Annotated in this window: 11 protein-coding genes, 4 pseudogenes and 1 other annotated feature; of the genes and pseudogenes, 10 read left to right on the top strand and 5 right to left on the bottom strand. The window is 39.8% G+C overall.

Annotated features, from left to right (window positions below; genetic code table 11):
- Positions 1 to 139, top strand: a pseudogene (locus AC25JC_RS16875) (IS6 family transposase); the annotation flags it as partial.
- A 35-nt stretch (positions 140 to 174) separates the two neighbouring features.
- Here the strand turns inward: AC25JC_RS16875 and AC25JC_RS16870 are convergent.
- From AC25JC_RS16870 to AC25JC_RS16860, 3 genes and pseudogenes are all read right to left on the bottom strand, one after another.
- A pseudogene (locus AC25JC_RS16870) lies at positions 175 to 288 on the bottom strand (LysR family transcriptional regulator); the annotation flags it as partial.
- Between the two features lie 180 nt (positions 289 to 468).
- On the bottom strand, positions 469 to 1,683 hold the full coding sequence (gene floR, locus AC25JC_RS16865; RefSeq protein WP_000214122.1) for a chloramphenicol/florfenicol efflux MFS transporter FloR: 1,215 nt from the start codon (positions 1,681 to 1,683) through the stop codon (positions 469 to 471).
- A gap of 151 nt (positions 1,684 to 1,834) precedes the next feature.
- A pseudogene (locus AC25JC_RS16860) lies at positions 1,835 to 2,807 on the bottom strand (IS3 family transposase).
- Positions 2,402 to 2,518: a sequence feature (AL1L pseudoknot), on the bottom strand. (Overlaps the previous pseudogene by 117 nt.)
- Positions 2,808 to 2,918: 111 nt before the next feature.
- On the opposite strand from AC25JC_RS16860, the gene AC25JC_RS16855 reads away from it, so the two are divergent.
- The gene (locus AC25JC_RS16855; protein ID WP_004968108.1) at positions 2,919 to 3,383 is read left to right on the top strand and encodes a hypothetical protein; all 465 of its coding nucleotides are present in this window, start codon (positions 2,919 to 2,921) and stop codon (positions 3,381 to 3,383) included.
- A 175-nt stretch (positions 3,384 to 3,558) separates the two neighbouring features.
- Positions 3,559 to 4,884 (top strand): annotated as a pseudogene (locus AC25JC_RS16850) (ISNCY family transposase).
- Between the two features lie 78 nt (positions 4,885 to 4,962).
- Here AC25JC_RS16850 and AC25JC_RS16845 read toward each other — a convergent pair.
- Positions 4,963 to 5,442: a hypothetical protein gene (locus AC25JC_RS16845; protein ID WP_109091660.1), complete on the bottom strand. Its 480-nt coding sequence runs from the start codon at positions 5,440 to 5,442 to the stop codon at positions 4,963 to 4,965.
- Positions 5,443 to 8,031: 2,589 nt separating this feature from the next.
- Here AC25JC_RS16845 and repM point away from each other — a divergent pair.
- Positions 8,032 to 8,925, top strand: a complete 894-nt coding sequence (gene repM / locus AC25JC_RS16840) for a replication initiation protein RepM (RefSeq protein ID WP_001038666.1) — start codon at positions 8,032 to 8,034, stop codon at positions 8,923 to 8,925.
- Positions 8,926 to 8,988: 63 nt separating this feature from the next.
- The gene (locus AC25JC_RS16835; RefSeq protein ID WP_109091661.1) at positions 8,989 to 9,546 is read left to right on the top strand and encodes a plasmid replication DNA-binding protein; all 558 of its coding nucleotides are present in this window, start codon (positions 8,989 to 8,991) and stop codon (positions 9,544 to 9,546) included.
- A 189-nt stretch (positions 9,547 to 9,735) separates the two neighbouring features.
- Here AC25JC_RS16835 and AC25JC_RS16830 read toward each other — a convergent pair whose 3' ends face one another.
- Entirely contained in the window at positions 9,736 to 10,155 is a 420-nt protein-coding gene (locus tag AC25JC_RS16830) for an SMI1/KNR4 family protein (protein WP_001180106.1), read from the bottom strand.
- A gap of 139 nt (positions 10,156 to 10,294) precedes the next feature.
- Here AC25JC_RS16830 and AC25JC_RS16825 point away from each other — a divergent pair, with 139 nt between their 5' ends.
- The 5 genes from AC25JC_RS16825 to AC25JC_RS16805 form a co-directional block, all read left to right on the top strand.
- Positions 10,295 to 10,615 carry a type II toxin-antitoxin system RelE/ParE family toxin gene (locus AC25JC_RS16825; RefSeq protein WP_000897307.1) on the top strand — a complete coding sequence of 107 codons (321 nt, stop codon included), beginning with the start codon at positions 10,295 to 10,297 and terminating at the stop codon, positions 10,613 to 10,615.
- A complete protein-coding gene (nadS, locus tag AC25JC_RS16820) occupies positions 10,608 to 10,880 on the top strand; it encodes a NadS family protein (protein ID WP_000369781.1) in 273 nt (90 codons plus the stop codon). Before AC25JC_RS16825 ends, nadS begins: the two co-directional genes overlap by 8 nt.
- Before the next feature lie 492 nt (positions 10,881 to 11,372).
- Complete coding sequence (gene msr(E), locus AC25JC_RS16815; protein WP_000052512.1) at positions 11,373 to 12,848, top strand: ABC-F type ribosomal protection protein Msr(E); 1,476 nt, start codon at positions 11,373 to 11,375, stop codon at positions 12,846 to 12,848.
- Between the two features lie 55 nt (positions 12,849 to 12,903).
- Positions 12,904 to 13,788 (top strand): Mph(E) family macrolide 2'-phosphotransferase, encoded by an 885-nt coding sequence (locus tag AC25JC_RS16810; protein WP_486924487.1) that lies wholly within the window; start codon positions 12,904 to 12,906, stop codon positions 13,786 to 13,788.
- Between the two features lie 254 nt (positions 13,789 to 14,042).
- Positions 14,043 to 14,676: IS6 family transposase (locus tag AC25JC_RS16805; protein WP_486924486.1), on the top strand; the 634-nt coding region annotated here is incomplete at its 3' end.

Here is a 14,676-nt window from a genome sequence, read left to right as displayed (position 1 = left end):
CAAATCTATGAAGACGGCTTATGCCACAATTAAAGGTATTGAAGTCATGCGTGCACTACGTAAAGGACAAGCATCGTCATTTTATTATGGTCAGCCTCAGGGTGAAGTGTGTCTAATCAACAGGGTTTTCGGTCTCTAAGTACTTTTTAAAGGGAACATCATCGACTCAAATCTCTATTTGCAACAGTGCCCCATGAAGTGCCTGCCTGCGTCTGTTAGCCGAACGCCCCGCGCATGGCGCTCAAATAGCAGGACACCAAGGTTATCCTCCAGCGCTTTCACACGCGCGCTGACGCTCGACTAGCTGATACCAAGTGCCTTGGCCGCATGCCGAAAATTCAGATGCTCGGCGACGGCGATGAACTGAACAAGGGAAATGAGCGGTATCCTGCCAGACAGGATACCGACATTCACGAGGTTTCGATGGTTAGTGCGCCGCATCGGAGCGGGCCTGCTACCAGTCGTCGGTTAGACGACTGGCGACTTCTCGGTGGCAGCCCCACGGAGCCGAAGGAGCACCAGCCCCAACGAAACCAGTACCGCCATCGCCGTGGCGTAACAGATCACGGGCCACGCTGTGTCACCGTTTAAAAGTGCCACCGCCAATGTCCCGACAATGCTGACTATCAGGCTTTGAACGCAGAAGTAGAACGCGACCGCTGATCCCGCGATGTCGTCGAACTCTGCCAAAGCGCCGTTCGCGGTAACGGACACCGTGAAGACAATACCGACCGCGACAACCCACATCGGTAGGATGAAGGTGAGGAATGACGGCGAGCCGTAAAGTTCGCCGATCCCCAACAGGACCGCTCCGCAAACAAGCAACGCCATCCCACGCGCCACGCATCCTGCGATGCCCCATCTGGCGACAAAGGACTTCGCGAAACGGGTTGTCACGATCATTACAAGCGCGACAGTGGCGAAGGCAAAGCTGAATCCGATCTCGGAATATTCCGCTTGGCCTATGAGCACACGGGGAGCCGTCGAGAAGAAGACGAAGTAGGTGCCCATACCGGCGCTAAAGCCGACAGTGTAAACCCAAAAAGCCGGACTCGCGAAGATCGGCAAGACAGATCGGCGCGTCTTGACTTGATCCAGAGGGCGGGTTTCGTGCCACCTGAAACCCGCATTTAGGAGTGCGAGCATCGCCAGTATAGCCAAAGTAATGAATATCGCCTGCCATCCCAAGAACTCGCCGATCAATACTCCGGCGATAGGGCCGAGCGCAGGCACGAACGCCAGCATCGAACTGAAAAGGCCGTAGATGACGACACCCTCAGGACGGTTGGCATAAACGTCGCGAACCGTCGCGAACGTCGCCACCAGCATGGCCGACGCGCCCACTGCTTGAAGTAGACGGAAAGCGACAAAGGCCGGTGCAGTTGAAGACCAAGCTGCTCCCAGAGACGCAATGACGAAAGCCGTTGCGCCCGCAAGTAGAATTGGCCGTCGCCCGATTCTGTCTGAGAGCGGACCAAAAATCACCTGGCCCACGCCGAGCATCACCATATAGAGGCTCAACGTGAGTTGGATCATAGCGGGCGTCGTGTTCAGGATGCCGGGCATCGCTGGAACGACAGGGAGATAAATATCCATCGCCAGTGAAGCGAGGATGTCGAAAGGAGCCATCAGCAGCAGTGCTGCCGGCAGCGTATAGGCCCACGCGGGGCGTGTGGTGGTCATGACGAATCAACCCTCGATTAAGGAATACCGGGCGACGTCTGCTCGTCAGCAATCAGATGAGACTAGCCTTACAGAGCGCCGCAACAACAATACTGGTTGTTGCGGCTTACTTGTCTGCTGACTTGGAATTTCCCATCTGATTACTCCACGCTTACGAATATGAATTGCTACATTTTATCCGATTATCTTTTGCTTCGCAATGCGGCATGGGCGCACTCAGCGTTCCAGCCCCCTCTGCCGCCCTAAATGCTTGCTCCAATGCATCGAGCACCATATCTGTATTCATCCGTGTCGATACTTTCCATCCAACAATTGCTCGTGAGAACACATCAATAATAAATGCAGTATAAACCCAGCCTGAATTTGTTTGAATATACGTAAAGTCACTCACCCACAGTTGGTCAGGATGATCAGCAGTAAAATTACGTTTTACCAAGTCATCCGCTCGTTTTTGATCATCTCGGCTACGGGTGGTTTGTTTGTTCTTACCACGCCAAACACCTTTTATACCTAGCTTTTGCATTAATCGAGCAACAGTACAGCGCGCAATAATATAGCCTTCACGTTTCAGTTTTTGCCAGACTTTACGTACACCATACCGACCTGAACTTTCCTTCCAAATTCGTTTAATCTCCTCAGCATGATGCAAGTCATGTAAATCTCGCTTTGCTCGATGTTCTGGATTTTCACAGAGATCTAGAGTCCGGTAATAGGTTGAAGGTGCGATCGGTAAAATTCTACAAATCGCCTCGACTCCGTACAGCTCTTTATTATTATGGATAAAATCCACCATTATTTGTGTGGGCGGTCGAGCTCCGCCTGGGCGAAAAAAGCGGCTGCTTTACGTAGAATTTCATTGGCGCGTTGCAGTTCTTTATTTTCGCGTTCGAGTTGTTTGATACGTTCTTGGTCTGAAAGCTGCTGTACTTTAACTGGATTTTGTTTATCTAAATATTTTTGATACCAAACACGTAGTGTTTCAGGAGTACAACCCTTGCGCAGTATACTGCTCAGGGAGCAATAGCGGTGATCGCAGCCCAATTCGATGGATAATCTTTCTCGGATTCAATCAATAATTGAACCGCTCTTTCTCTGATTTCAGGGGTATATTTTACTTTTTTCATCGGGACATTCTCTCAGAAAGCTTGGTCTCCGACAAACCCGGTACGGTTCAACTTGTAAAAATTAAAAATTAATATTATCGTATTACTATCAAAAACAAAAATGGATTACATATGCTTCCAATGTTAGCTTCACAACTTCAACAGGAAACAGGTTGGCGAGTTACTAGCTGTGAAATTCTATTAGATCAATCTCATACAAATACTGATGAATCTTTTGGCAATATAGAAATAACATCAAAACATGGTATTACCTTATTTTTCGGGTTCACTTCATCTACCAATAAAAAAATAGAAATGGATGAAATCCGTATTTTCAATGCAGAAAATATTGAAGTTTGTATTGATGAAAATGATGCAAATAATGTTTTCGCTGCTGCTTATGATATTGTCGATCAAACAAATTGGCGAAAAATTGCAATAAATGCAAAATATGAAAAGCAGAGTAGAAAAGTTAAAAGTATAAGTTTTAATCGGGAAAGTGAGGCTGATCTTTTACACTTTGTAGAAAATCAAAAAGATTTTTCAAACTGGGTAAAAAGCAAAATTTTAGAAGAAGTAAGTAAATCTCATGGATGAAAAAAGGCTTACTTTCATGGGCTTTTTGATTATCGATTTAACATAAAATCTCTTATACGAATAACATATGTAAGCCCAAAGTAGAAATGTCCGGTTTCTCCAAAGTAAAAATGTCCGCTTTTAGAATATGCACTTCTGCAATTTCCTTAGCGGACGGTTTGATATGTTGGTGTCTATGTCGGATAAAGAACTTAAACGATTGTCGGTCTTACAGGAAATCTGTGATCAACGCATAACTCAATCCCAAGCTGCTCAGCTACTTCATATTTCAGAACGTCAGATCAGACGCTTACTGCAGAAATACAAAGCTCAAGGCCCAGCTGCATTAGCCCATGCTGGTCGTGGCCAAACCAGCAACTCCAGGCTTCCTGAAGAAATCAGGCTCAAGTGTCTCAATCTTGTCGCTGATCAATTCCATGGTTTCGGACCCACTTTAGCGCATGAAAAGCTCACCACCGGGCATGGATTCGATCTTTCAGTAGAAACCCTGCGTTCCTGGATGATTGCAGCCGATCTGTGGATTCCTCGCTCCAAGCGCCTGAAACGCCCGTATCAGCCTCGTTATAACCGAGATTGCGTCGGTGAACTGATCCAGATTGATGGCTCATATCATGACTGGTTTGAAGGCCGTTCTGCCAAGTGCTGCCTACTGGTATTTATCGATGATGCCACAGGAAAATTACAGCATTTACGCTTCTGTGAATCAGAATCAGCCTTTGACTATATGATTTCAACACGCTTATATGTCGAACAGCACGGTAAGCCTTTAGCATTTTACAGCGACAAACATTCAGTCTTCAGGGTGAATCAAAGCAGCAATAAAGACACCAAGATCACGTAATTTGGACGTGTGCTCAGTACCCTCAATATCGATATCATCTTCGCCAACTCACCACAAGCTAAAGGCCGTGTAGAACGGGCGAATAGAACGCTTCAGGACCGTCTGATCAAAGAAATGCGCTTGGAAGGTATCTGTTCGATTGAGCAAGCGAATGCCTGGCTACCCTGCTTCATTGAGCAGTTCAATCAGAAGTTCGCCAAGATGGCTTTTAATCCTAAGAATCTACATCGGCCTATCACTGAAACAGCCGAAGAATTAGATGATATTTTTACTTGGCGTGAACCCCGCAGAGTCACGAATAGCCTGACGATTACTTATGATAAATGCGTATATCTCCTAGAAAACACCGAAGAAAATCAAAGGTTGATCGGTAAGTATCTTGAGTTCCTGGAATACCCGGATGGTACTGTATCCCTCATGCATGATGGCCGAAAGATCAATTACAGCCTATTCGATAAATTAAGTCAGCTGAATCAGCGAGAGATTGTTGAGAATAAACGGTTGGGTGCTGTTCTGAATCATATCCAACAACAGCATGAAGAACTGGAACAACAAAACAAACGCAATCGTTCTCAAAAGATGCCAAGTAGACGTGCACAGAAAACAGCGATTGAACAACGAAATCTGAATCCTGTGCTTGACTTGGAAATGTCCATATAGGACATTTCTATTTGGTTATTAGGTAGGACATTTCTACTTGGGAATAACAACATAACTCTCATAGTGACTATCACCATCCTAAGCTTTCTCAGATAGATATTTTTTCAATCTCAATTTTAATTTTTTAGGATCTATCTCATTATTCGCTGAAAAGCCAAACTTGAAACAGATATATTCACCAACGAATATCCAACTAGGCTTAACAAATCGAATCGTCTGATAACTGAATTTTTCAGCTATTTCGCAGAGAATTAACAGTAATTTAATAGTTACATCTAGATGACATAGCTCTTTTCGAAAATCAATCTGGTCGATAACGATTTCTTTTTTATTTTCAGAATTCCAAACCGTGCCGAATCTTATAAATAAACTATCAGTGTCACGTGCGCGAGATGAAATCGAAATCGAAATCGATTTTTCATTAATTTTAAAGTTATTTCCCCAAAATCTTGCATGAGCATCTCTGTGAAGAGTGCGATAAAAAAAGTTATCAACTAGTGCGATGATAAACATCTTTTCATCATAGCCAATTAACTTTTCAACTTCATGAAAAGACATCTTAATCGCCCTAAAAAAATATTAATCTAACAGCTTGAGATTTCAATGTAAACAATTGATTATAAACAATTTAATGTTTAAGAAACTATTGGGTTTTAACATAATAAAACGTTAAGAAAAGACTTTTATTTTTAGATATTGAATCATTAAGAAAATGATCCATGCTCTTTATATATTTGAAAATAAAGAAATAAAAAACCATTGTTTATTTTTTATACAATTTCAATTTTTAACTTGTTGTTTTTTATACATTAAAAAAATCTTTGCCATAACTATAAAAGTACCCCTTTGAAACATATATTTTTTATTGACTATTTTTGAGTAAATTTCATTCTAACTAGCTGTTTAATGGCAGAAATATAAATAAGAGTTCCCGAAATCAGTGGGCGCGTAAACATCTGAAAATTTGCCAACGTGAAAAAAGCCGGCGATGATGACATTGCCAAAATATGAAATGAGCTTTGTTGTGTTAATCGTGCAACGAGCAAAACTTTCTAAACTTTATTTTTCGGTTCGTGTGCATGAGACAGCCATCTCATTGCTAAAGACCGTGTAGCTGCATACGTGAGAAATCTAGTTGGTGCGGCTGCGAAGGGCACTGGACAGTGAGATTCTGTTCTTTGACCCAATCACTCTTAATTGGCTGTGACGTATGAAATCGTTGTGAGCCGATCAAATAGTTGGGCGACACTGAAACGGGACCCTTGGTGACAAGGGCAAACCCTGCTTAACAGAGAGTGTGAGTATCTTCAAGGAATGATAGATACGTTAGGAACACACGTTTACCGCTGCAATTCCTTAATAGGGCGGTATGCGTTGCACACAGGTGGGCTTATGAGAGTATCGCGAGGTACTAGGGTCATGAGGAGAAATCTGGAATGATTGGCACTTTACGATTGACCAAATTGACTTGTCGTTGATGACATATTTGATTGGTTGTAAAGGTCTATGGATAGCTCAAGCCTGTAACGGTGACACTAAGGAGATATATGTTGTGTCATTATTAATTGATTTTCTGATTATTAATGAATGTATTACTTCATAATATCAAGCATGTTGCTTTGTGTTGGTTAAGTGCTTTACCCGTTATGATGTTTAATGTTGGTTACTAATGAGGGTTTTTGGAACTCTTACCTCAAAAAAAGGGAATAGCTGATATTTGGTTGAACGGATAAGCGTACTGACCGTCTATTTCTATCGTAATAGACAAAAACTGTTAACGCTAAAGTGGGAATCTCTCAAGTCGATGATTATATAAGGTGGCTCCTTGATATAGGCTTTGGGACCGAAAACACTCCGCGAGAGTGCTATAAGGTTTTATTAATGAGAGAGGGAGAATTGCTGATTAGGTTTATTTCGGATTTATCCGGATTAATTAGGTCACTTCGAGCGAATAAAAACGTAAGGGGTGGGTGAACGAAAGGCAATACGGTGCATAAGCGAACTGAGAAAATAAAGTTTATAGGTGAGAGGCGTGGCAACCTCGGCCGCTATGAAATGCGGCAAGCCTAGTTGGCACGGAAGAAAGTGAATAAACGTTAAACATCCTGATGTAGCGCTCGGATGAATAATATTTCATGAATATTCACTAAGAAAGTAAGCGTTGGTTACGTTGAAGTTTGCGCTTTGAAATCACCCAGTTGTTCCTGAGACGGATCTGCTGCTGACTGATTTTTGCGATGATGGGCCGCAAGGCTCTAGTGGGATGATGTTATATAAAATCGTGATTGTGGAACTAAAACACAATTTGAAGTGTGTACTTTGTGATGTGTAGAAGTCAGGGCCAGCTTAGTCTTGATGGAGGATCCATGAGAGTCGCTTCCACTGGAAACAGTGAAAATGTCGTAAGTTGATAACTGCGAGTTCGTTCTAGTCGCGAACTCAATAAATGATTAGCGTTAAGCGCGTTAGTTTCGTGAATTTGAACACGGCAAATCAAAAAACAAGGCGGCCTCCTTAGGAGGCTGCCTTACCTTTTCCTAAAAGCTCCCCATTTGCGTTTTAAGCACTCTTTCCTCATCGACATAGGATCTTTTAGTGATCAGTGAAAAACGCGCATACCCCCCTATTTTTTGCATCTAATCGCAAGTTCAGAGCGAGTGTCTACGAGCGAACATTGAAAAATCGCGCCTAGACTCTCTGAAAAACAATTTTTTAGTATCAAAATCTCAAAAACTGTAAATCACTTACAGAAAAGTGATTTCTAGACCGAGCGAAGCGAGTAAAAAAACTTATGAGCGAAGCGAATTCATTGTTGCTTTTGTTTTTTATTAAAGTCACAACGAGATTAGGAAAAAAATTGCCCCTCGAATCGAGCGAAAGCGAGATTCAATAGAGTTTGAGCGTAGCGAAAACATAGGGCAATTTTTCAATTTGCTCTTTTTAAATATATTTTAAATATTTTAAATCTTTTCAGTCCCCTGTATGCCTTATACAGTAAGGGTTTTAAAGCTTAACTATGACGGATTGACTACTAACTATGACGGATTGACTACTAACTATGACGGATTGACTACTTAACTATGACGGATTGACTACTAACTATGACAAGTATATATTTGTCATATATTAAAAATTAATGGTTTTATTTTGAATAAAAATCACGTTGTAAAATCAAATCAAGTAATAGAAGCCTCATATCAATTAAGTGCCGTAGAGCAACGAATTGTCTTAGCTGCCATTTCACGGATTCCAAAAAATCAGCCTATTACAGATGATGAGCTATATCCTGTTAGTATCAATGAGTTAAGGCAATTAGGTGTACATGAAAAAACTGCATACAGAGATTTAAAGGAAGGTATTAATAGACTCTATGAACGATCTATTAACCTCAGTATTGATGACAAGTCTATAAAAATGCGATGGGTACAAGAAGTTCAATTTCTAGATAGTCAAAGTGTCATTGGTATTCGTTTTTCAAAACCAATTCTGCCTTTCATATCTAATCTAAGTAGAGAATTCACCAAATATGCCCTGTCAGACATCGCTGGAATAAATAGTGGGTACGGTATTCGTATTTATGAGCTACTTGTTCAATATCGACAAATAGGTAAGCGTGAAATTTCAGTTGAGAATTTGCGGACAATGCTTGAGCTTGGTAAAAAGTACCCTTTATTCGCAGATTTCAAGAAACGAGTAATTGATACTGCTATAGACCAAATAAACGAATGCAGCCCTTTAAATGTCACTTATGAACAGAAAAAGACTGGTCGTAAAGTTACTAGTATTATTTTTTCATTTAAAGAAAAGACTAAGAGTATTAGTCATCAGAATACAGATGTACCTAAAGAATTTTATAAACTAACAGATGCTCAAATTAATATGTTTGGAAATCAACTTTCTCGTTTACATGAACTATCACATCTAGCACAGCAAGGTGAAAGCTATGATGATTTAGCTATAACAATTAAAGATATGTTGAGAGATCCAAAACAGCAAAAACAGTTTTTACCTTATCTAAAGAACTTAGGCTTTAAACTTTGAGTTTATTGGAGAATACACTTATTGTATTCTCCAATACGTATCGTTAATACACAGTAATACAATATGAAAACAAGTACAAAATACAGTGTTAGTGATGCTGCAACACTGTATAAAAAATCTCGGGCCACACTCTACAAAGATATAAAAAACGGAGTATTAAGTCGTGATCATGATGGTTCTATCGACTTTTCAGAATTACTTCGTGTCTATGGTGAGCCTTTTGGTGGAACAAACTCAAAACGTCTTGATACGTCTCCAAGACAAAACATTGATACACCTGAATACACTGATAATACAGTTGTTGAACTCAAAAATCAGATTGATTTTTTAAAGAAACAGTTGGAAAAAGCAGAAGATCGGGAAACGAAGGCAAATGCTCGTATTGACACGCTACTTACACTTATTGAAATGAAGCCACCACAAGCCAATATAAGCACGTTTACAGAGCAGCAATCTGACCAGGATATAGCAACGGATCCTCGGTCAGAACCTGAGCTGAAACATGACGGATTGACTACTCCAGAGCAGAGGGAAAATAAGCGGATTCCAGTACCGGAGCACATTGAACAGGAACCGGAAAAAAGAGGCTTTTGGAGCCGTTTTTTTAGACCCTATGATTAACTACGATTGTTTAACTGATATGAACAAAGTCGTGAAACATTGATCAAATAATAAGCGTGGAACGTGAAAAATCATAAAAAAAACCCATTCGGGCTAGAATGGGCTGTTAAGTTTAGACTATACCACTGAAATTAAAGAATAAAATATTAGCATTTCGTATAACGTGTATTATGTTAATTTTAGAAATTCTTAATTTCCATCTATCCAAACTTGCTTGATCCAATCTGCTAAATCTTCCCACTGCTCATCGCTATATCCATCTGCTGTCCAATATCTAATTTTATGATTAGGAGATAGGCAATAATAACTACCATTATCTTCACAAATAGGTAGCCAATCTTCTGGCAGACCTTGCTCCCTAGCATCATTTAATATCTGAGATAGCCCTCGATAGCATTCTTTCTCATCTGTAAGAGACGCTAATTCAATTGTTCCATAAAAGATATTGCTAATCTCTTTCAAAACTTTTTTATAATCTTTTGGAAAAATAAAACCTATTTTTCGTTCATAAGCAGATATGAAAATATCATCAGGTAGTTCTATGTTTAGACGACTATTCCCAGATAGTTCTTTTAATTCTTGAATAATGTTATCAAGCTTATTTTGCATATACATTCTGCTCTATCGCATTAAAGTTCTTACTACAATTTAACATAATGGCTGTTATGCGAAACGAGATCTACCAGCTCTCGTTTTTTGTTATGGAAACTGCTAAAATTCAAATACGCCATTGACGTATAAAGAGTCCATGTTATTTATTGAAACCAGCATCTTTACCAAGCAAATTAAAGACCTTGTATCTGATGAGGAATATCGTCAACTTCAGCAAGATCTTTTGGTACAGCCTGATAGAGGTGACCTAATCAAGAATGGCGGTGGTATTCGCAAAGTACGTTGTGCTCAAGGTAACAAAGGGAAAAGTGGTGGGATACGGGTGATTTATTATTGGGTCACCGAGGATGATCAGATCTTTTTCTTAGTGGCTTATCCAAAATCAGTAAAAGATAATTTAACAGATAAGGAAACCGCCATTCTGCACCAACTCGTGAAGGAGCAATTTCATGGATAACAACTTATTTGATGACTTGGTTGCTTCAATCAAAGAAGCTGGAGCTATCAAACGTAAAGAAGTTAAAGCAAGCCGAGTTACAGAACTCGAATTGCCTGATATTAAAGAAGTACGTGAAAAAACTGGCTTGAGCCAAAATGAATTTGCTGCACGTCTACATATTAGCCCCCGTACCCTGCAAAATTGGGAACAGGGACGACGCTATCCAACTGGACCAGCAGCTACATTGATTCGAATTTTAGATGCTCACCCAAGCCTTATTTGAAAAAATTACTTAAAAAATGGGAGCTTAAGGCTCCCATTTTTATTTCGTATAAGGTGTATTATGTTAATTTTAGAAAATCTTCACTACTATTATTTTAAAATAAGCCTTATATCCAAGCATAAAACAAGGTTGTCTAGACTTCTTTTAACAGTAAAGTTATCATAAAACTGAATTTTATTTTTTAGGTAAGTTTATGCATTCTATCCGCATTCGTTAAGACACAACTATTTGCATAGTGACACTATTTTATAATGGTGGGCTTTTGTTGTGTCTTTAAGAATATATGCGGATATATAAAGTAAAAGTATGCTTAATTTATAAGTATGCTTTTAGTGCATAGTTTCCAGTTATAACTTAATTGACTAGCTATTTGTCCACCCTGTGGATGAATAGCTTTTTTTTTGGGAGGACACTGTGATGCTAGCTTTTGTTTTCACCTAAATCCTGTTTGCTGCATAAAAAATTTCAAGAGCTAAACAGGAGTAAATAAAAATGAGTTTAATTATTAAAGCGAGAAACATACGCTTGGATTATGCTGGGCGTGATGTTTTGGATATTGATGAATTGGAAATTCACTCTTATGACCGTATTGGTCTTGTGGGTGATAACGGAGCAGGAAAGAGTAGTTTACTCAAAGTACTTAATGGCGAAATTGTTTTAGCCGAAGCGACATTACAGCGTTTTGGTGATTTTGCACATATCAGCCAACTGGGCGGAATCGAAATAGAAACGGTCGAAGACCGGGCAATGTTATCTCGCCTTGGTGTTTCCAATGTACAAAACGACACAATGAGTGGCGGAGAGGAAACTCGTGCAAAAATTGCTGCCGCATTTTCCCAACAAGTACATGGCATTCTAGCGGATGAACCAACCAGCCACCTTGATCTCAATGGAATAGATCTACTTATTGGTCAACTTAAAGCATTTGATGGAGCATTACTTGTTATCAGTCATGACCGATATTTTCTTGATATGGTTGTAGACAAGATATGGGAGTTAAAAGACGGTAAAATTACGGAATATTGGGGTGGTTACTCGGATTACTTGCGTCAAAAAGAAGAAGAGCGACAACACCAAGCCGTAGAATATGAGCTGATGATGAAGGAACGGGAGCGATTAGAATCTGCTGTGCAAGAAAAACGCCAGCAAGCTAATCGATTAGACAATAAGAAAAAAGGAGAAAAATCCAAAAACTCTACCGAAAGTGCTGGACGACTTGGGCATGCAAAAATGACTGGCACCAAGCAAAGAAAACTGTATCAGGCAGCTAAGAGTATGGAAAAGCGTTTGGCTGCATTAGAAGATATTCAAGCACCAGAGCATTTGCGTTCTATTCGTTTTCGTCAAAGTTCAGCCCTAGAACTGCACAATAAGTTCCCGATTACGGCAGATGGTCTGAGCTTAAAATTTGGTAGCCGTACTATCTTTGATGACGCTAACTTTATAATACCGCTTGGCGCTAAAGTCGCTATAACTGGATCGAATGGAACAGGGAAAACGTCCTTGTTAAAAATGATATCAGAACGTGCTGATGGATTAACCATATCTCCAAAAGCTGAAATTGGCTACTTTACACAAACAGGATATAAATTTAACACGCATAAATCTGTGCTCTCCTTTATGCAGGAAGAGTGCGAGTACACAGTTGCGGAAATTCGTGCAGTATTGGCTTCAATGGGGATCGGAGCGAATGATATTCAAAAAAACTTATCCGACTTATCGGGAGGTGAAATCATCAAACTGCTTTTATCCAAAATGCTTTTAGGAAAATATAATATTTTGCTTATGGATGAACCAGGAAACTATCTTGACCTAAAAAGTATTGCCGCATTAGAAACAATGATGAAGTCCTATGCAGGAACTATTATCTTCGTATCTCATGACAAGCAATTGGTCGATAATATTGCTGACATTATCTACGAGATCAAAGACCACAAAATCATCAAGACTTTTGAGAGAGATTGTTAATGATAGCCAATCTAATCCGAACATTAATTATTGAACTCTTTAAAGGAAATTAAAAATGACAATTCAAGATATTCAATCACTTGCTGAAGCACACGGCTTGTTGCTTACGGACAAAATGAATTTCAATGAAATGGGCATTGATTTTAAGGTCGTTTTTGCTCTTGATACAAAGGGGCAACAATGGTTGCTGCGTATTCCTCGTCGTGATGGCATGAGGGAACAAATCAAGAAAGAAAAACGCATTTTAGAATTGGTAAAAAAACATCTTTCTGTAGAGGTTCCTGATTGGAGAATTTCATCTACAGAATTAGTGGCTTATCCCATACTTAAAGATAATCCTGTTTTAAATTTGGATGCTGAAACCTATGAAATAATTTGGAATATGGACAAAGATAGCCCGAAATACATAACATCTTTGGCAAAAACCTTATTTGAAATCCATAGTATTCCTGAAAAAGAAGTTCGGGAAAATGATTTGAAAATTATGAAACCTTCAGATTTAAGACCTGAAATAGCAAACAATTTGCAGTTAGTAAAATCTGAAATTGGTATAAGTGAGCAATTGGAAACCCGCTACAGAAAATGGTTGGATAATGATGTTCTATGGGCAGATTTCACCCAATTTATACATGGCGATTTATATGCTGGGCATGTACTAGCTTCAAAGGATGGAACTGTTTCAGGCGTTATTGATTGGTCAACAGCCCATATAGATGACCCAGCGATTGATTTTGCTGGGCATGTAACTTTGTTTGGAGAAGAAAGCCTCAAAACTCTAATCATCGAGTATGAAAAACTAGGGGGTAAAGTTTGGAATAAACTATATGAACAGACTTTAGAAAGAGCAGCGGCCTCTCCTTTGATGTATGGTTTATTTGCCTTAGAAACTCAAAATGAAAGCCTTATCGTTGGAGCAAAAGCTCAGTTGGGAGTTATATAATTTAAAAATATGATTGCTGAGAACTGCCTTGTTTTGAAACTTGGTTGGCTTTAATTAGTTTTTAGTATTCTTTATAGAAAATGCCTCGATCAAGGGGCATTTCTAACAATCATTTAACATAAAATTTCTTATGTGAAGTAACCTTGTTAGAAACCATTTAAAGTGTCTATATTCTCACCAATAAAAATGTCGGCACTGTTGCAAATAGGCTGACATGATAAGCTAAATATCTTATTTATTTCGAGATACAGCAGATGAATCCCTTCCACGGTCGGCACTTTCAAGGTGAAATCATTCTTTGGGCTGTTCGTTGGTATTGTAAATATGGCATCAGCTATCGTGAACTTCAGGAAATGCTGGCCGAACGTGGAGTGAATGTTGATCACACCACAATTTATCGCTGGGTTCAGCGTTATGCTCCAGAAATGGAAAAACGTTTACGTTGGTATTGGCGTAATCCTACAGATCGACATTTATGGCATCTGGATGAAACTTACGTAAAAGTGAATGGCAAATGGGCATATCTATACCGTGCAGTTGACCAACGTGGCCATACTCTTGATTTCTATCTTTCTGCTAGACGAAATACCCATTCAGCTTATTGTTTTCTTGGAAAAATTTTAAATAATGTGAAGAAGTGGCAAATTCCACAAGTGATCAACACGGATAAAGCACCCACATATGGACGTGCTTTATCACGGTTAAAACGGGAAGGTAAATGTCCACCAGACCTTGAGCACAGGCAGATTAAGTATAAAAATAACGTGATTGAATGTGATCATGGCAAGCTAAAGCGGATCATCAGGGCCACATTAGGATTCAAATCTATGAAGACGGCTTATGCCACAATTAAAGGTATTGAAGTCATGCGTGCACTACGTAAAGGAC

The organism is Acinetobacter sp. P37 (assembly GCF_057480965.1).
The sequence above is the reverse complement of the archived record's forward strand: the minus strand, read 5'-3'. Positions and strand labels throughout refer to the sequence as shown.

Bases quoted from the DNA above. Each gene is read 5' to 3' on its own strand.
- floR (WP_000214122.1), bottom strand. From the start codon at position 1,683: ATGACCACCACACGCCCCGCGTGGGCCTATACGCTGCCGGCAGCACTG.
- AC25JC_RS16835 (WP_109091661.1), top strand. From the start codon at position 8,989: ATGAAAACAAGTACAAAATACAGTGTTAGTGATGCTGCAACACTGTAT.
- AC25JC_RS16845 (WP_109091660.1), bottom strand. From the start codon at position 5,442: ATGTCTTTTCATGAAGTTGAAAAGTTAATTGGCTATGATGAAAAGATG.
- AC25JC_RS16855 (WP_004968108.1), top strand. From the start codon at position 2,919: ATGCTTCCAATGTTAGCTTCACAACTTCAACAGGAAACAGGTTGGCGA.
- nadS (WP_000369781.1), top strand. From the start codon at position 10,608: ATGGATAACAACTTATTTGATGACTTGGTTGCTTCAATCAAAGAAGCT.
- AC25JC_RS16825 (WP_000897307.1), top strand. From the start codon at position 10,295: ATGTTATTTATTGAAACCAGCATCTTTACCAAGCAAATTAAAGACCTT.
- AC25JC_RS16810 (WP_486924487.1), top strand. From the start codon at position 12,904: ATGACAATTCAAGATATTCAATCACTTGCTGAAGCACACGGCTTGTTG.
- AC25JC_RS16830 (WP_001180106.1), bottom strand. From the start codon at position 10,155: ATGCAAAATAAGCTTGATAACATTATTCAAGAATTAAAAGAACTATCT.